The following is an 18,445-nucleotide window of genomic DNA, read 5'->3' on the forward strand; positions in this document are numbered from 1 at the left end:
CATATTACTGGCTGTGTTTCGGCACGCTGTTGAGTTCTCAAAGAACACGCGCTCACCGGTTCCATTCTCCGTTTCCGGAGAGTTTCTCTCGGGGCTTGTGTTGAAAGCTTAGCTCGTTCGTTTTTCGCTTGTCAAATCGGCCGTTCCGGCTTCTTCGGCTCAGCGCAAACTCGCTTCGCATTCAGTTTTTCGCTTGGTTCAGAAGTTATCTGAGTGGCTTTTCCGGTGTCAAATCGGGGTCTTTTCGGATCTCGGACAGCACGGTAGGCCGTTCATTCACTTCTGGGGGTTTGACGCCGCGATACTTTACCCGGCCCGATCCGCGGTGTCAACCGCTCGTTCCGGGGGTCTCGCTTGCGACTCGAAGAAAGTTACTCACCGGGAGGATCAAAGTCAAATCGCCTGGTCAGCGGGCTGCTTGATCGGCACGGACGGAGTCGGAGCAGCCGGCTTGGCACCGACCGGACGCGGCCGGAGCCACAGGGTGATGGAGCGCAGACCCTCCATCGCCTTCACGATCTGGTCCGGCGAGGCCGCCTGACGGGTGGCGAGCGGCACCAGGTCGTAGCCCCAGATGCCGAACTCCTTCAGGACCGTCACCGGATCGTCACCGAACTCCGCGGTCGACGACGCCGAGAACTCCAGGAACACGTGCGGCCGGTCGCGACGCAGGAGCCGGACCAGACCGGCCAGCGCACGGTGACCTCGTCCAGGCGTGTCCACCCGTACGACCGAGAGCTTCATGCCCTGCACCAAGGAGATCTCGTCGAGCTCCTTGTCCAGGCGCACCGCCCGCACGCGCGCGACATCGGCAGACGCGTCCGCCGCCAGCGGCGACACCGACACACCACCGGTCAGCGTCGGCGACACCGCCAGCTCGCCGGGGCTCTCCCACGCCGCACCCTCGATCACGGTCAGCCGAGACGCCACCGCGGCGGGCAGGTTCGCGGAGACGTTGTGGCGAAGCAGAGCAGCGGCCGAGGCATCCGGCTCGACGGCGACCACGGCACCCATCAGGCCGAGCCGCGACAACACCCTGATCGAGTGATACCCGACGTACGCACCGACATCGAGGAAGATCCCGTCGGGCTCCAGCACCGAGTCGAGCAACTCGGCGAGCTCCGGCTCCCACACGCCGTTGGACGACAACAGCGGAAGCATGAACGCGTCGTCGGAGGGCAGCCGCATCATGCCCGCGTCGCACAACACCAGCGACGAACGCACTTCAGGCGCATCGCCCGCGGCCTCGTGCTGACGCACCACCACGCGACGCAACGCGTCCGCGGTCTGCTGCGCCTGGTTGGCGGCACGGATCGCGGAGTCCAGCCGCGAGTCGCGCTCGCGGAACACCTCGACGACCTTGGACTCCAGCGTGTCGATCCGGTCCAGGGTCCGGTCGAGGGCCACGGTCAGCTTGTCGATCCGCTCCGCCAGCACGTCGGTGGCCTTGGCGCGCTTGGCCGCCTCGGCGACGACGGCGTCCTCGATGTCGCGCAGCCGACGGCCCTGGCCTGCCATGTCGGCACGGACGCGCACGACCCCGTCGTCGACCCCGACCAGCTGGTCGCCGAAGTGCGACTGCCGTTCCGCGACCTGCTCGACCTCGGCACGCAGCAGCTCCAGCTCGCCCGCGCCGACGCCGGCCTTCAGCGCGTCCTGCCGGTCGACCAGCTCGGCCACGGTGCGCTCGACCCCGTCGATCAGAGTGTGCAGCACCTGGCGCATGTGGTTGTCGTAGTGGTCCAACGCGCGCAACACGACCTTGCGCAACGCGGGCGCCATCGGCGTCCGATGCGCGGTGTCGACGTTGGGCTGCCGTAGTAACGCGTGCTTGGCCGACTGCAAGGCGAGCATCGGGTCGACCTCGGGCTTCGGCTTCGGCCGGCGCGCCCGCCACCCCCGGTAGGAGTGCTCGACGCGTTCGCGCAGCAGTTCCGCCACCCGCGAGACCGAGCGCACGGACAGGACCTGCTCCCGCGCGGCAGCTCCCAGCGCTTCCGCCGTCGGCAGGTCGTCGGCCAGCGAACGCAGCAACCGCGAGGCCGCCTGCACATCGGGTTCGGAACCCTGGTGACACGGCACGAGAACCGCCGTCTTGCCGAACAGCTCGGCCACGGCGCCATGACCGGACGCCACGATCGGAACACCTCGCACGGCCAACTGAGCCAGCCGCAAGGCGATCCGGTCGTCCGCGCCGCCGCGGTGCAACGACACCACGGCATCGGCCGTCAGGCACACGTCTTCGTCTTCGTCCTCGACCAACGAGATCCGCTGGTCAGGGGCCGTGGCCAGGCGCAGCCGCTCGGCCGCCTCCGGGTGCTCGAACGCCCCGGACACCGCGATCCGCAGTTCGACGTCGGTGCGATCCGGGAACGCGCTCAGGAACGCCGACACCGCGCCCAGCACGTTGCCGGGCCTGTCGAGAGAGTGGTCCGCGATCGCCGCGAACACCACCACATCGCCAGACGTGTGCTCACGCGCGCCGACGTCGTGCACCGGCACGGGCACCACACGCACGATGGGCCCGCCGATGCGTTCGGCAGCAGCACGCGACACGTCCGAAGACAGCCAAAGCTCGTTCACGCCCGTGCGGTCGTCCGCGGCCGTGGCGTCCAACGCGACCTCGACCACGAACCGCCCGGGAGGCACCTCGTCGTCCGGAGAGGTGCGCACCACGACGGGATATCCGGCGGACGTCGACACCGGCAGCCCGGACGCGCGCGCCGCCGCGAGCATCAGCTCCGACAACGGCCCCGAACCGACGACGGACACACCGAGCTGGTCCAGCAACGCCGGACCTTCCGACCGCGGCTGCGGCACGGCGGGCACGGGCAGGCGCCCGGAAGCCACGCCGACCCCCGCGCACCACTCGCGCCAGGCATCGGCGTCCGCACCGAACGGTGCCGGGAACTGCTGCTGCAGTGCCGGGTCCGCCCGCCACACCGCATCGGCCCACCGGGTGCCACCGTTCTCGGTCGGCTCGCACGCCCAGATGAGGAACCCACCACCACCGTCCTCGCCGAACGCGGGCAACGGCGTCGGCGACGCGGCCCGGTAGTCGGCGCGGAGCTCGGACGGAATCACCGTCCCGTCGACCAGCGAGTCGAACCGGTACGGCACCTGCGCCGAGGTCCAGCCGCATCGCACCAGCTCAGCGCGGTAGGCCGCGCACAGCTCGGCGACCTCGGGGTGCTCGGAGAGCAGCACACGGGGACGTTCCGCGAAGTCGGCGGACAGCAGCCACGGCCGTCGCGGGTCGAACCCGCGGAAGTGCACGGTCAGCAGGTCCTGACCGACCACGGCCAGCGACCCCGACTCGGTGCGGTGCAACGGCCGGTCCGCCAGGTTCCACGCCGACAACCCGACCCGTGCGTCGCGCACGACGTGATGCGGCACGATCGCCGGCATGTCCAGCGACGAGAGGTAGGGCTCAGAGCCCTCACCGACCGCGATGAAACCGGGGTCGAACGCCCCGAGCTCGTGCAGCTCGGCGGGCCCCGGCTGCAGACCGTCCGACGGCAACGGCCGCAACGTGCGCGGCAACAGCACCACCGGGGCGTTGCGCAACGCCTCCAGCACGAGCTTCGTGAGCGACCCGAACACCTGCACCCACGGGTCGAGGTACAGCACGGGCATGCCCTGCGACAGCAACGCCTCCAGCAGGCGCGGCACCATCGCGGCCTTCAACGCGTCGGCGTCGAGCGAGGTCGCGAGCACGTGCAGCTCGATCTCGGCCACGCCGATCTCCAGCGGCGTGATCAACCCCGGCCCTGCGTGCTCCGGCTGCGCGTCCACGATCAGCGCGACGAACCGGCCCTCGGGGTGCTCCGCGAGGAACGAGCTGGACAGGACCTTGACCGCGGGCAGTTCCGCCGCCGTGGCGACCGTGCACGCGCAGATCGCCGGCTGGAACTCGGGTACCTCTGTCACGGAGAGCAACGTATCGGCCTCACAGCACGGGAAGAAGAGTGCGCAACTCGTACGGGGTGACGCTTCGACGGTACGCGTCCCACTCCGTCCTCTTGTTGCGCAGGAAGAAGTCGTAGACGTGCTCACCCAGCGCCTCGGGGAGCAGCTCCGAGTTCTCCATCTCGGTGAGGGCCTCGCCGAGGTTCTGCGGCAGGTTCGCGTAGCCAGCGGCACGACGCTCGCGGTCGGTGAGCGACCACACGTCGTCCTCGGCGGGCGGCGGCAGCTCGTAGCCCTTCTCGATGCCCTTGAGGCCGGCGGCCAGGATCACCGAGTACGCCAGGTACGGGTTGCACGCGGAGTCCAGCGTGCGGATCTCGACCCGGCGCGACGACGCCTTGCCGGGCGAGTACATCGGCACCCGGACCAATGCCGAGCGGTTCGCGTGACCCCAGCACACGGCCGTGGGGGCCTCACCGCCGACGATGAGGCGCTTGTAGGAGTTCACCCACTGGTTCGTCACGCCGGAGATCTCCCGCGCGTGCTTCAGCACACCGGCGACGAACATCTTGCCGATCTCGCTGAGCTGGAACGGGTCTTCCTCGTCGTGGAAGGCGTTGCGGTCGCCCTCGAACAACGAGAAGTGCGTGTGCATGCCCGACCCAGGCTGGTCGGAGAAGGGCTTCGGCATGAACGAGGCGCGCACGCCCTGCGTGATCGCGACCTCCTTCACCACGTAGCGGAACGTCATGACGTTGTCCGCCATCGTCAGCGCGTCGGCGTAGCGCAGGTCGATCTCCTGCTGGCCGGGCGCGCCCTCGTGGTGGCTGAACTCGACGGAGATGCCCATCGCCTCCAGCGCCTCGATGGCGTGGCGGCGGAAGTGCGTGGCGGTCTCGTGCGAAGTCTGGTCGAAGAAGCCGCCGTTGTCCGCGGGCTCGGGCTCGCTTCCGTCGCCGGGCAGGCCCTTGAGCAGGAAGAACTCGATCTCCGGGTGCACGTAGCAGGTGAACCCGGCCTCGCTCGCCTTCGACAGCGTCCTGCGCAGCACGTGCCGCGGGTCGGCCCACGACGGGGAGCCGTCCGGCATCGTGATGTCGCAGAACATGCGCGCCGAGTAGTTCGTCCCCTCCGGCGTCTGCCAGGGCAGCACCTGGAACGTGGCGGGGTCCGGCTTCGCGACCATGTCCGATTCGTAGACGCGGGCGAAGCCCTCGATCGCGGAGCCGTCGAACCCGATGCCCTCGCTGAAGGCGCCCTCGAGCTCGGCCGGTGCGACCGCCACGGACTTCAAGAAGCCCAGGACGTCGGTGAACCAGAGCCGGACGAACCGGATGTCGCGTTCCTCGAGCGTGCGGAGCACGAACTCCTGCTGGCGGTCCATAGGGCGCAGCTTAAGGGCTCCGGACTCTCTACGATCAACGCATGTCCGCCCGTTGGTTGTTGGTTTGCGCACTCGCCCTGCTCACGAGCTGCACGTCCGGTGGAGATCTCCCCGATGGTGCGACGTTGCTCTCCCGTTCGGCCGAGTCGATGCGCTCGGTCAAGACCGTCCACTTCACCATCAAGGTGGACGGTGAGCTCCCGGACGTCCCGGTGAAGGAGGCCGACGGCGACCTCACCTCCGCCGGTGACTCGAAGGGCACCGCGAAGGTCACGTTCGGCGGGCAGCTGCTGTCGATCGAGTACGTGCTGACCGGCGGAAACCTGCACTTCAAGGGCCCGACCGGCGGGTACACGAAGCTGCCGGCGGCGTTCGCGGGCCAGGTGTACGACCCGTCCGCGATCCTGAACCCCGACAAGGGCGTGGCGAAGGTCCTGGCCAGCGCGAAGGACGCCAAGACGAAGTCGTCCGGTGACGTGTCGGTGGTCGAGGCGACGGTGCCGAAGGACGTCGCCGCCGGTCTCGTGCCCGGCATCTCCGCGGACGTGAAGTCGACGTTCTCGCTCGGCAGCGACAACAAGCTGAAGAGCGCGCTGTTCGAGCTGCCGGGTGGTCAGAAGGTCGACATCGGACTGACCGACTTCGACAAGCCCGTCACGGTCACGGCGCCCGCGTAATGCGAAGAGTCGCCCTCGCCGCGTCCGGCGCGGCTGTGCTCCTGGGTGCGCTCGACGCGTACGTCGTCGTCGGTGTGCTCACGGACATGGTCCGCGACCTCGGCATCGCGGTGAACGAGCTGGAGCAGGCCACGCCGATCGTCACCGGGTACCTGCTCGGGTACGTGGCGGGCATGCCGTTGCTCGGGCAGCTGTCGGACCGGCTGGGGCGGCGGTTCGTGCTGCAGGTGTCGCTGCTCGGCTTCCTGGTCGGGTCGGTGATCACGGCTCTGGCCGGTGACGTGCCGCTGCTCGTCACCGGACGGGTCGTGCAGGGCCTGGCCGGTGGCGCGTTGCTGCCGGTCACGATGGCGCTGGTCGCCGACCTGTGGGAGGAGCACCGGCGGTCGACGGCCCTCGGGGCGGTGGGCGCGGCGCAGGAGCTGGGGTCCGTCCTCGGCACGCTGTACGGCATCGGTGTCGCGTCGCTGTTCAACGCGTTGCCGTTGTTCGAGGAGTGGGAACCGCAGAGCTGGCGGTGGGTGTTCTGGGTGAACGTCCCGTTGGCGGTCATCGCGATGGTGATCGTGCAACGGACCGTGCCGAACACACGGCGTGAGGTGCGCATCGACGTCGTGGGCGGGGCGTTGCTCGCCCTCGCGTTGTCGCTGCTGGTGGTGGCGCTCTACAACCCGAAGCCCGCCGAGTCGGTGCTGCCGTCGTGGGGCTGGCCGGTGCTGGTGGCGGCGCTGCTCGTCCTGGTCGGCTTCTTCCTGTGGGAACGGCGTGCTGCTGCGCGGCTCATCGATCCCGAGGGTGTGCGGTGGCGGCCGTTCTGGGCCGTGCTCGGGGTGTCGCTCGCCGCCGGCGCGGCGTTGATGGTGACGCTCGTCGACGTGGAGCTGTTCGCGCAGACCGTGTTGCGCCGGGATTCCGCGGCCGCGGCGGCTCTCCTCACCCGGTTCCTGATCGCGTTGCCGATCGGCGCCGTCCTCGGTGGACTGCTGGCGTCCCGGCTCGGCGACCGCTGGGTGTCGTTCGGCGGCCTGGCGATCGCTGCGGTGTCGTACGTGTTCATCGCGCAGTGGCCAGCCGACGTCAGCGGGCTCGTGCTGACGCGTGACCTGGCCATCGCCGGTTTCGGTCTCGGACTGGTCATCGCGCCGTTGTCCGGTGCCGTGCTGCGCGTCGTGCCGCCCATCAGGCACGGCGTGGCGTCGGCGTTCGTCGTCGTCGCGCGCATGACGGGCATGCTCGTCGGTGTGGCGGCGTTGTCCGCGTGGGGACTCCACCGGTTCCGCGAGCTCACGGCAGGCCTGAACACCCCGCTGCCGTTCGGGGTCGAGAAGGCCGAGTTCGAGCGGCAGATGGCCTCCTACCAGCGCGGGCTCACCGAGGCGCTGCTCACCGAGTACCACGAGATCTTCCTGATCACCGCGGTCGTCTGCGCTCTCGGCGCGCTGGGATCGGTCCTCCTCCCCTCCAAGCGTCAGCAGACCGCGTCGGTCTCCGGCAGTCTCAGGTCCACCAGGTAGTTCGTGCCCACGCCGTCCACGCAGCCGATGCCTGCCAGGAACGCCGTGTGCTGGTTTCCGTTGTAGGTCAGCAACCGCGCACCGAGCGCGGACGCGAGGTCCACTCCGGACTGGTACGGCGTCGCCGGGTCACCGGTCGTCGAGATCACCAGCACCTGCGGCAACCCGGTCACGTTCGGCGGATGGGGTTCCGACGTGTGCGGGGCCGGCCAGAACGCGCACGGGCCGAGCGCGGTCTCGTCGGTCGGGATCGTGTCGTTGCCGAGGATTTCCAACAGCCTCCGACGGTTGGACTCCAGCGTGGCGCGGTCCTTGACCGGTGGTTCGTCGACGCAGCGGATGGCCACGAACGCGTCCTGGATGCGGGAGTAGGTGCCGTCCTGGGCACGGCCGAGGTACTGGTCGGCGAGCTGCAGCAGGGTGTTGCCCTTGTTCTGCCTGAGCTCCTGCAGGCCCTTCAGCGCGGTCTCCCACAGGCGGTCGGAGTACATCGCCTGGATGATCGCGGTGTTCGCGTCCGAGTGGGACAGCTTGCGCTCGCCCACCGGCAGCGGGGCCTTCTTGAGCGGTTCGATCATCTGCCGGAACCTGGACTCCGCAGCGTTCTTGTCCGTCCCGATAGGACAGTCGCGCTGGGCGCACCAGCCCGCGAACCGCTGGAACGCCTGCTCGAAGCCCTGTGCCTGCCGTGCCGCCGCGTCCACCTTGTCGCCCTCGACGGCCACCGCGCCGTCGAGCACCATCGCGCGCACGTTGCGCGGGTACATCTCGGCGTACAACGTGCCGATGCGCGTGCCGTAGGAGTAGCCGAGGTAGCTCAGCTTCTTCTCCCCCAACGCCGCGCGCAGCACGTCGACATCCCGCACGACGTCACGGGTGCCGACGTTGCGCAGCAGGTCGATGCCGCTGCGTTCGGCGCACTTCTCGACGAAGTACCGGTTCTCCGTCTCCACGGCGTTCGCGGTGTCCCCCTTGGGGCGCAGGCGTTGCGCGTCCCGTTCCGCGTCGGTGAGGCACTGCACGCGGGGCTGGCTCGCGCCGACGCCGCGGGGGTCGAAGCCCACCACGTCGAACCGCTTGCCGACCGGGTTGTTCGGCTGCATGTTCGCGACGTGCGCCATGCCCGAACCACCGGGACCGCCGGGGTTCACCACCAGGGAGCCGACTCGCCGCCCCTGTTCGGCGGCGGGCCGGCGCAACAGACCGACGGTGATCGTCCCGCTGTCCGGTCGCTCGTAGTCGAGCGGGACCTGCAGGCGCGCGCACTGGATGCCCTCGCGCTCGAACAGGCCCTTGCTCTTCGCGTCAGTCGCGTAGGGCTGGCACGCACCCCACGACAGCACCTGCTCGTAGAAGCGCGCCAAGCCCTTGCGCGCGGCGACGGGGGAACCGTCTATGTGCGCGTAGGACGTGGACGTGGAGAGCACGACGATCAAGGCGAACAAGGCCGCGGTGACTCGGGATCGCCTCTTCGTCATTAGGCACACCGGGTTCCGTCGGCGGGCAACGTCAGGTCGATCAGGTACTTCACGCCGGCGTCGTCCACGCACCGCACGCCCTGCAGGAAGACCGTGTGCTGAACGCCTTCGTAGGTGAGCAGCCGGGAGTTGAGTGCCTTGGCGAGGTTCACGCCCGCCTCGTACGGCGTGGCCGGGTCACCGGTCGTCGAGATGACCAGCAGCGGCGGGATGCCGTCCGCCTTGGGCGGATCGGTGCGGCCGGACACCGGGGCGGGCCAGAACGCGCACGAGTCGAGCGCCGCGCCGGGCGGGTTGCCGTCGTCGAGGAACGGCGCCGCCTGCTTGTACTTCTTCGCGGCCTCCAACAGCGCGTTCTTGTCCGTCAGCCGTGGGTCGTCGACGCAGTGCACGGCGTTGAACGCGTCCGTGATCGTCGAGTAGTTGCCCTGGTCATCGCGGTCCAGGTACGCGTCGGCGAGACGCAGCAGCGTGGCGCCCTTGCCGTTCTTCAGCTCGTCGAGGCCGTCCAGCAGCAACGGCCAGAGCTGCTCCGAGTACAGCGCCTGGATCGTGGCGGTGATCGCGTCGTTGTAGGACAGCTTGCGGTTGCCGACGTTGACCGGCTTCTGGATCAACGGGGTCGTGAGCTGGCGGAAGCTCGCGTTCGCATCGTCCCCGAGGGGGCAGTCCTTCTTCTCGCGGCACCACTTCACAAACTCGTCGAAGGCCTTCTGGAAGCCGGCCGCCTGGGCGACCAGCGACGCGAGCTGGTCCTGGGTCGGGTCGACGGCGCCGTCGAGGATGAGTGCACGCACGTTCTGGGGGAAGGTCTCGGCGTACTCGGTACCTATGCGGGTGCCGTACGAGTAGCCGAGATAGCTCAGCTTCGCGTCGCCGAGCGCAGAGCGGAGGACATCCATGTCCTTAACTACGTCCCGCGTGCCCAAGTTGGCGAGCATTGCCGCCCCGAATTTTGTCCCGGCGGCACACTTCTCGGCATACGCCTTGTTCTCTTGCTCCGTTTGGGCGATTCCCTCGGCGCTCGTATCAACGTCGAGGTCCAAACGGTCGGCATCGCGCTCAGGTCCGGTGAGGCACTTGACCGTCGGTTCGCTCGCGCCGATGCCCCGCGGGTCGAACCCGATCAGGTCGAAGCGTTTCGCCAGATCGGTCTTGCGGTAGTCCGAGATCAGGCCGGCCGCCGACGCCATGCCCGACGCACCGGGGCCACCGGGGTTGATCAGCAACGACCCGATCTTCTGGCCGGTGGCCTTGTACCGCAGGACGCCGATGGTGATGGTGTCGCCGTCCGGTTTGGAGTAGTCGAGCGGGACCTCCAGCCGGGTGCACTCGACGTCGCGCTTGCTCCCGTAGGCCTGCCTGCTCGACCCGGTCGTGGCGAACGGCGCGCAGTCCTGCCAGGCGAGCTGCTGGCCGTAGTACTTCTCCAGGCCCGCGGGGACAGTCCCGGCAGGACCGGGTTTCTCGAAGGACACCCCCGGCTTGGCCGTGCCGTCGACGATCGACGTGCAGGAGGCGAGAAGGGGAATGACGAGCAACACGCTCAAGAGACGGACCACAGCCCGATGGTATGGGAGATGATGAGGGCATGCCGCAGCTTCGCATTGCGCTCGCCCAGGTCAACGCCACTGTTGGCGACCTTTCCGGCAACGCGTCGTTGGTCGTGGAGTGGACGCGCAAGGCCCGTGAAGGCGGCGCGCACCTCGTGGTCTTCCCCGAGATGGTGCTGACCGGCTACCCGGTCGAGGACCTGGCGATCCGCACGTCGTTCGCGCGTGCCTCGGCCGAGGCCATGGAGGCGCTGGCGGCCACGCTGGACGACTCCGGCCTGGGCGACATCACCGCGGTCGTCGGGTACCTGGAGCACGACTCCGTGGGGCCGCGCAACGCCGTGGCGGTGCTGCACGGCGGGCGTGTCGTGGCGCGGCAGAGCAAGCACCACCTGCCCAACTACGGCGTGTTCGACGAGCGGCGGTACTTCAAGCCGGGATCGTCGCTGGACATCCTGCGGATCAACGGTGTCGAGGTCGGCATGGTGATCTGCGAGGACCTGTGGCAGGACGGCGGCCCGATCACCGCGCTCGGCGACGCCGGCGTCGACCTGGTCGTCTCGCCGAACGCCTCGCCGTACGAGCGCAACAAGGACGACCTGCGGCTGCCGCTGGTGGTCCGCCGCGCAGCCGAGGCCGGTGCGCCGCTCGCCTACTGCAACCTCGTCGGTGGGCAGGACGAGCTGGTGTTCGACGGCGACTCGCTGGTGGTTTCCGCTGATGGGCAGCTCATCGGCCGTGCGCCGCAGTTCGTCGAGCACCTGATGCTGGTGGACTTCGACCTGCCTGGCGGTGGTTCGTACGAGCAGGGGCAGATCGGCGACTTCTACGTGCGCCGCGTGTTCGTTTCGGACGCGATCGCTCCGTACGAGCCGTTGCCCGCGCCGCGCGTGTTCGAGCCGTTGTCCGATGAGGCAGAGGTGTGGCACGCGCTGGTCACCGGCCTTCGCGACTACGTGCACAAGAACGGGTTCCGGTCCGTTGTGCTCGGTCTGTCCGGTGGCATCGACTCCGCCGTTGTCGCGGCACTGGCCGTGGACGCTCTTGGCCCCGACTCCGTCTACTGCGTCTCGATGCCTTCGTCGTACTCGTCCGAGCACTCCAAGTCGGACGCCTCCGACATGGCCGCGCGGACCGGCCTGCACTTCACCACCGAGCCCATCGGCGAGATGGTGTCGACCTACGTGGACCAGCTCAAGCTGACCGGTCTGGCCGAGGAGAACATCCAGGCGCGCTGCCGCGGCATGCTGCTGATGGCGTTGTCCAACCAGCACGGGCACCTGGTGCTGGCAACGGGCAACAAGTCGGAGCTCGCGGTCGGCTACTCGACGATCTACGGCGACGCGGTCGGCGGCTACGCGCCGATCAAGGACGTGTTCAAGACCCTGGTCTGGGGCCTGGCGCGGTGGCGCAACGACGAGGCGGAGAAGCGCGGCGAGGTGCCGCCCATCCCGGAAAACTCGATCACCAAGCCCCCGTCGGCCGAGCTGCGGCCGGGCCAGGTCGACACGGACTCACTGCCCGACTACGAGCTGCTCGACGCGCTGCTCACCCAGTACGTAGACGGTGACCGCGGGTACGACGACCTGATCGCCGCCGGGTTCGCACCCGAGCTGGTCGACCGCGTGCTGCGGATGGTGGACAAGGCCGAGTACAAGCGACGCCAGTACCCGCCGGGCACGAAGATCTCGAACAAGGCGTTCGGCCGCGACCGACGATTGCCGATCACCAACGGCTGGCGCGAGGGCTGAGCCAGCTCTTGCTGACGGCACGCGGGGCCCTCGCGTGCCGTAGGACAGTACGAAAGCTCCCCGCGTACTCCTTGAAGTGGAGCCTGCTCTACCGCGCGCGACCAGGTCAGCTGGCTAGGTTTGCGGTGTGAAGCGAATCTGGGCGGCGTTCGCCTACCTGGCTACGGGACTGCTGACGGCCATCGCGTCGTGGCTCGCCCTGGGCGTGCTGCTGCTGTCCGTCGTCATCCTGCCGTTGCTGCCCATCACCGCACCGGTCATCCGCCGGATCGTGGACTTCGACCGGCAGCGCCTCGCGCGCTACGCCGGCGTCGAGGTGCCGCCACCGCCGCCGCTCGACGGGCCGTGGCTGCACCGGGCGCAGGGCGTGCTGGCGGACCCTGCCAGCCGGCGCGAGGGGATGTGGCTGGTCACGCACGCCCTGTTCGGCACGTTGTTCGGGGCGATCGCCATCGGGGTGCCGGGGTCGCTGGTGCAGCAGCCGTTCGTGCCGCTCATCTGGTGGGCGGTGCCCGGCGGGTTCGAGAACTCGTTCGGCGTGCACGTCGACTCGTGGGCGAAGGCGTTGCTGAGCGTGCCGATCGCGATCGTGCTCGCGCTGGTCCTGACCCAGCTGCCGCGCCTGGCGGACCTGGACGCGCGGTGGGCTCGAACGCTGCTCGCGCCGCCGCGGGCCTCGTTGGAGAAGCGGCTGGCCGAGGTGGTCGCCACGAGGGCCGCGGCGCTCCAGGCGCACGGGGCGGAGCTGCGGCGCATCGAGCGGAACCTGCACGACGGCACGCAGAACAAGCTGGTCGGCGTGGTGATGATGCTCGGCATCGCGGAACGGACGCTCAGGCAGAACCCGGACGGCGCGCTGCAGGCGTTGCTGCGGGCGCAGGACGCCGCGGGCGAGGCGCTGGAGGAGCTGCGCAACGTCGTGCGCAGCATCCACCCGCCGGTGCTGGAGGACCTGGGGCTGGACGGGGCGATCCAGGCGCTGGCGGCGCGGTGCCCGGTGCCTTGTGTGCTGCAGGCCGAGCACGTGGGACGGTTGCCCGCGGCGGTGGAGGCGGCGGCCTACTTCGCCGTGGCCGAGGCGCTCACGAACGTGGCCAAGCACAGCGGGGCCGAGCACGCGTGGGTCAGTCTGGGGATCGACGGAGAGCGGCTCGTCGTCCTCGTGCACGACGACGGCAAGGGCGGCGCGGACGAGAAGCGGGGGACGGGGTTGGAAGGCATTCGCGGCAGGGTGGCGGCGTTGGACGGCAGCGCGAGCATCAGCAGTCCCGAGGGCGGTCCGACCGTGCTCACCGTCGTGCTACCGATTGGGAAGTGACCATGCGCATCGTGATCGCCGAGGACGACGCGTTGCTCCGCGAAGGGCTGACGTTGTTGTTGCGCAACGAGGGCCTCGAAGTCGCCGCGGCGACCGACCACCCCGACGACTTCCTCGACGCCGTGGCCGAGCACGAGCCGGACATCGCCGTTGTCGACGTGCGAATGCCACCGACGTTCACCGACGAGGGGCTCAAGGCGGCCGTGGAGGCGCGACGCCGGCACCCGAAGCTGGCCGTCCTCGTGCTGTCGGCGTGGGTCGAGCAGAGCTACGCGCACGAGCTGTTGGCGGGTACGAGTGGTGGGGTCGGCTATCTGCTCAAGGAACGCGTTGGCAAGGTCGCGGACTTCCTCGACTCGTTGCACCGCGTGGCGGACGGTGGCACGGCACTCGATCCCGAGGTCGTGTCGCAGCTGCTGGTGCGGCGCAAGGCTGACGACGCGCTCAGCGTGTTGTCACCGCGTGAGCGTGAGGTCCTCGGGCTGATGGCGCAAGGGTTGTCGAATGCGGCCATCGGGGAACGGTTGGTCATCAGTGCGGGAGCCGTGCACAAGCACGTGGGCAACGTGTTCCTCAAGCTCGGGCTGAACACCGAGGACGGCACGGGTGACCGGCGCGTTCAGGCCGTGCTCGCGTACCTCGATCACTGAGCCGAATTCACTGGGGCTTGACGAACGGGAACAGCACGGTCTGCCGGATCGACGTGCCGGTCAGCATCATCAGCAACCGGTCGACCCCCATGCCGAGCCCGCCCGTCGGCGGCATGCCGTGCTCGAGCGCGCGCAGGAAGTCCTCGTCCAGCTCCATCGCCTCGACGTCTCCGGACGCGGCCTTCAGCGACTGCGCCTCCAGCCGTCGCCGCTGCTCCAGCGGGTCGGTCAGCTCCGAGTAGGCGGTGCCGATCTCCGCGCCGAACGCGACGAGGTCCCAGCGTTCGGCCAGGCGCGGGTCGACGCGGTGCTGGCGGGTCAGCGGGGACACCGAGGTCGGGAAGTCGATGTAGAACGTCGGGCCGACGGTGGAAGGCTCCACGAACGAGTCGTACGCCTCCTGCACGAGCTGGCCGTGGTCCCAGTCCTCGTTGATCTCGACGCCTCGCGTGGACAGCAGGGACCGCAGCTCCGAAACCGACGTGTCCGGCGTGACGACGGCGTCCAGGGCCTCGGAAACGGCCGTGTAGACCGGAATCACCGGCCACTCGCCGGACAGGTCGAACGTGCCGTCCGGGCGCTGGGCCACCTCCGCGCCGAACGCCTCGCGGGCCGCGTGCTGGATCAGCGTGCGCACCAGGTCGAGCATCGCGCGGTAGTCCGCGTAGGACTGGTAGGCCTCGAGCATCGTGAACTCGGGGTTGTGCGTGGCGTCCGCGCCCTCGTTGCGGAAGTTGCGGTTCAGCTCGAACACCCGGTCCACGCCCGCCACGCACAGCCGCTTCAGGTACAGCTCCGGCGCGATCCGCAGGTACATGCGCATGTCGTAGGCGTTGATGTGGGTGACGAACGGCCTGGCGTTCGCGCCGCCGTGCACCGCCTGCAGCATCGGCGTCTCCACCTCGAGGTACGAGTGGGAGTGCAGGAACTCGCGCACGCTGCGGATGACGTCGCTGCGCAGCTTCAGCAACGCCGCCGAGTCCTGGTTCACCACGAGGTCGAGGTAGCGCTGGCGGACGCGGGCCTCCGGGTCGGTGAAGCCCTTCCGCTTGTCCGGCAACGGGTGCAGGCACTTCGCGGTCATCGTCCACGACGTGGCGAGCACGGAGATCTCGCCGTGGTCTGACTTGATCACCTCGCCGGTCACGCCGACGTGGTCGCCGAGGTCCACATCGGACTTCCAGGACGCCAGCGCGTCGCCGAGCGAGTCGACGGTCAGCATCAGCTGGATCTCGCCGCTGAAGTCGCGCAGCCGCGCGAAGCACAGCTTGCCCATCTCCCGCAGCGCCACCACGCGTCCGGTGACCGAGACCACCTCGCCGAAGCGTTCCCGTGCGGCGGCGAGGAGATCCGTGCGTTCGAAGCCGACCGGATACGGGTCGACGCCCTGGGACACGAGCCGTTCGACCTTCGCGATCCGCACCCTGACCTGCTCGGGCCTGCGCACCGGCTTCGGCTCGACCTTGATCGCGTCGATCTCGGCGACCTGCGCGGCGAAGTCGGAGCTCACGTCGGTCTTCTGCAGCGCCCGCTTGCGCAACGACCGCAGCGACGGCACGAAGCCCTCCGCGATCCCGGCGGCGATGCTGACCTGCGGCAACGACCGGGAACGCTGGTAGCAGAGGAAACGCGGCTCCCAGTCGGGCAGGTACTTGGCGTTCGACCGGTAGAGCGACTCCAGCTGGAAGAACCGCGACGCGAGCGACAGCACCCGCCGCCACGCCCGCAGCACCGGGCCCGCGCCGATCTTCTCGCCCTCCTCGAACACCGCGCGGAACATCGCGAAGTTCAACGAGATCCGCTGCACACCGAGGTGCCCGGCGGCGGCCGCGAGCTGGGCGACCATGTACTCGTTCAGGCCGTTCTCCGCCGACCTGTCGCGTCGCATCAGGTCCAGCGACACGCCACGGCGGCCCCACGGCACGAACGACAGCAGCCCCCGCAACGCACCGGACGCGTCGTAGGCCTCGACCATCACGCACCGGCCGTCGCTCGGATCTCCCAGGCGCCCCAGCGCCATCGAGAACCCGCGCTCGGTCTCGGCACCGCGCCACGCCTGCGCGAGGTCCAGAATGGACGCCATCTCGTCCGGCGCGATCTCGCTGTGCCTGCGCACCCGCGTGGTGTACCCGGCGCGTTCGACCCTGGACACCGCCTGCCGCAGGCCGCGGCGTTCCGGGCCGGCGAGGTTGAACTCGCGGACGTCCAGAATCGCCTCGTCGCCGATCTCCAGCGCCTTCAGCCCGGCGTCGGCGTAGACCTGCGCACCGCGTTCCGAAGCGCCCAGAACACCCGGCATCCAGCCGTAGGTGCGCGCCTCCGACAGCCACGCCAGCACGGCCTCCGGCCAGGCTTCCTCGTCACCGATCGGGTCGGCCGACGCCAGCGTGACGCCGCCGATCACCCGGTACGTGAGCGCGGCCCGTCCGGAAGCGGCGAACACCACGCTCTTGTCGCGCCGCGTCGCGAAGTAGCCCAGCGAGTCCGGTTCGCCGTCGGCGGCGAGCAGCCGGCGCACGGCCAGCTCCTCGTCCGGCGTGATCATGTTCTGGGTGCGGACCCCGCGGAAGAAGACGTAGAGGCCGCGGATCGCGACGAGCGTGCCGCCCAGGCCGAGGAGCACGCTCAGCCACTGCGGGCCCTCTGGGATGTCGAGCCGTCCCAGCCGGACGACCTCACCCGTCGCCTGGTTCGCCGCCCACGCCAGCTTGTCGAGCTGCTCGACCAGCTTGCCGGGGAAGACCTCGGTGAGGCCCCAGCCGAGGAGCACCAGCGCGACCATGCCCAGCACGAACGACGTGAGCGCCCGCCGCCAGGCGCCGCGGGCCAGCCGAGCGGGGAACGCGTCCCGCACGATCCACAGCAGCGCGACGAACAGCAGCGACGTCCCGACACCGGCAGCGAGAAACACCCAGTGCGGTTCCTCGCCCTCCTCCAGGACTTCTTCAGGTGCGACGGCCAAGATGACCATGATGAAGCCGACGAGCGCCAGGCCGATGACCTGGAAGAGCAGCAGCGCCCACAGCGCTGCCTGCTTGTGCCTGCGCAACGCGGCGCCCAGCACGAAGAACACCATGGCGATGAAGAGGTTGCCGTCGATCGGCAGGCCGGTGACGTACCCGATGCCGTCGGCGACGTCGGTGAACCAGCTGTCCTCGGGCAGGATCAGCCGGAGCAGCGACAGCACCCCGGCCAGCTGCACGACCGTCGCGATCGCGCCCGCGGTCTTCCACTTCCACGCCGGTGTCACGTCAACTCCCGAGGTCGGCTGATGACCGCCATGATCTCGTCTTCGGCCGGACGGGTGCATGTCGCCTCCTCCGGGCGTGTCGACCAGCCCGTCGTCGTGCTCAGTTCGGGCCTGGGCGGCGCGTGGTTCGACTGGGACCGGACGGTGCGGCTGCTCGAACCACACGCTCGGGTGATCGTGTTCGACCGGCCTGGGCTGGGGATGAGCGGACCTGCCCGGCGCGGGCCGTCGCTGGCGCGCGAGGTGGCCGTGCTGGACGCCGTGATGCGCGGCATCCCCCGTGCGGTCCTGATCGGACATTCGATGGCGTCGATGCACGTCGAGGCCTACGCGCGGTTGCGGCCGCACCGGGTCGACGGGCTCGTGCTGCTCGATCCGGACACCGAGACACCGGGCGCGGGGGCGCCGTTCGACGTGTCGGCGGTCGTCGCTCAGGGGCTCAGGGCGTTCGGCAGCCGGTGGCTCGGCGCGCGGCTCACGCGGCGGTTCGGGCACTCGTTCCGGAACCTGCTGACGGCGGCCTCGACGCTGGGTGTGACCGATCCGGCACCGGCCGGCCTGGTGGAGATGGTCTACCGAAGGCCCGGTGTGGGGCGGGCGGTGCTGGCCGAGCTCGCGTCGTACCCCGGTCAGGTGGCGACGCTGGAACGCCTGCGCAAGCGTCGTGACCTGCCCGAAGTGCCGTTTCTGGTGCTCACGGCCGGGCGCCGGATCTGGCCGGAGCACCGGTCGTTGGCCGCCCTCGTGCCGTGGGGACGCAACGTGCCCGTGCCCGGCAGCCGGCACATGATTCAGATGGACCGGCCCGACGCCGTGGTCATGGCCGTCCGAGAGGTGCTGAGGGGTCTGCCGACGGTGTGACGGTAGCCGCATCTGGGACCGGTTTGCGGCTGACGGTGTCACCCTGGTGTTCGGCAACCGTGCACAACGCGCCCGGGGACCTGCTCAGGCGGGCCTCGAG

General features: G+C 69.4%; 11 protein-coding genes. 6 read left to right on the top strand and 5 right to left on the bottom strand.

Annotated elements, in window-relative coordinates:
• Nucleotides 1–393: 393 nt before the first annotated feature.
• Both IEZ09_RS41315 and IEZ09_RS41320 read right to left on the bottom strand, forming a co-directional pair.
• A complete protein-coding gene (locus IEZ09_RS41315) occupies nucleotides 394–3,930 on the bottom strand; it encodes an FkbM family methyltransferase (RefSeq protein ID WP_189259311.1) in 3,537 nt (1,178 codons plus the stop codon).
• 19 nt (nucleotides 3,931–3,949) lie between these two features.
• Nucleotides 3,950–5,293: a glutamine synthetase family protein gene (locus IEZ09_RS41320; RefSeq protein WP_189259312.1), complete on the bottom strand. Its 1,344-nt coding sequence runs from the start codon at nucleotides 5,291–5,293 to the stop codon at nucleotides 3,950–3,952.
• Between the two features lie 41 nt (nucleotides 5,294–5,334).
• Here IEZ09_RS41320 and IEZ09_RS41325 point away from each other — a divergent pair, with 41 nt between their 5' ends.
• The gene (locus IEZ09_RS41325) at nucleotides 5,335–5,970 is read left to right on the top strand and encodes an LppX_LprAFG lipoprotein (protein ID WP_189259313.1); all 636 of its coding nucleotides are present in this window, start codon (nucleotides 5,335–5,337) and stop codon (nucleotides 5,968–5,970) included.
• Nucleotides 5,970–7,484, top strand: coding sequence for an MFS transporter (locus tag IEZ09_RS41330; protein ID WP_189259314.1), 1,515 nt, complete (start codon nucleotides 5,970–5,972; stop codon nucleotides 7,482–7,484). Before IEZ09_RS41325 ends, IEZ09_RS41330 begins: the two co-directional genes overlap by 1 nt.
• Here IEZ09_RS41330 and IEZ09_RS41335 read toward each other — a convergent pair.
• Together IEZ09_RS41335 and IEZ09_RS41340 are read right to left on the bottom strand one after the other, a co-directional pair.
• Entirely contained in the window at nucleotides 7,439–8,962 is a 1,524-nt protein-coding gene (locus tag IEZ09_RS41335; protein WP_189259315.1) for an alpha/beta hydrolase, read from the bottom strand. The genes IEZ09_RS41330 and IEZ09_RS41335 overlap by 46 nt on opposite strands.
• A complete protein-coding gene (locus IEZ09_RS41340; protein WP_189259316.1) occupies nucleotides 8,962–10,524 on the bottom strand; it encodes an alpha/beta hydrolase in 1,563 nt (520 codons plus the stop codon). Before IEZ09_RS41340 ends, IEZ09_RS41335 begins: the two co-directional genes overlap by 1 nt.
• Nucleotides 10,525–10,553: 29 nt before the next feature.
• Here IEZ09_RS41340 and IEZ09_RS41345 point away from each other — a divergent pair, with 29 nt between their 5' ends.
• From IEZ09_RS41345 to IEZ09_RS41355, 3 genes are all read left to right on the top strand, one after another.
• The gene (locus tag IEZ09_RS41345) at nucleotides 10,554–12,266 is read left to right on the top strand and encodes an NAD+ synthase (protein ID WP_189259317.1); all 1,713 of its coding nucleotides are present in this window, start codon (nucleotides 10,554–10,556) and stop codon (nucleotides 12,264–12,266) included.
• A 127-nt stretch (nucleotides 12,267–12,393) separates the two neighbouring features.
• Nucleotides 12,394–13,584 (top strand): sensor histidine kinase, encoded by a 1,191-nt coding sequence (locus tag IEZ09_RS41350; protein ID WP_189259318.1) that lies wholly within the window; start codon nucleotides 12,394–12,396, stop codon nucleotides 13,582–13,584.
• 2 nt (nucleotides 13,585–13,586) lie between these two features.
• The gene (locus tag IEZ09_RS41355; protein WP_189259335.1) at nucleotides 13,587–14,234 is read left to right on the top strand and encodes a response regulator; all 648 of its coding nucleotides are present in this window, start codon (nucleotides 13,587–13,589) and stop codon (nucleotides 14,232–14,234) included.
• Nucleotides 14,235–14,241: 7 nt separating this feature from the next.
• Here the strand turns inward: IEZ09_RS41355 and lysX are convergent, their stop codons facing one another.
• Nucleotides 14,242–17,544, bottom strand: a complete 3,303-nt coding sequence (gene lysX, locus IEZ09_RS41360) for a bifunctional lysylphosphatidylglycerol synthetase/lysine--tRNA ligase LysX (RefSeq protein WP_189259319.1) — start codon at nucleotides 17,542–17,544, stop codon at nucleotides 14,242–14,244.
• Here lysX and IEZ09_RS41365 point away from each other — a divergent pair.
• On the top strand, nucleotides 17,506–18,345 hold the full coding sequence (locus tag IEZ09_RS41365; RefSeq protein ID WP_189259320.1) for an alpha/beta fold hydrolase: 840 nt from the start codon (nucleotides 17,506–17,508) through the stop codon (nucleotides 18,343–18,345). The genes lysX and IEZ09_RS41365 overlap by 39 nt on opposite strands.
• The last annotated feature ends 100 nt before the right edge of the window (nucleotides 18,346–18,445 follow it).

This window comes from Lentzea flava (assembly GCF_014648475.1).
GTDB classification, from domain to species: Bacteria; Actinomycetota; Actinomycetes; order Mycobacteriales; family Pseudonocardiaceae; genus Lentzea; species Lentzea flava.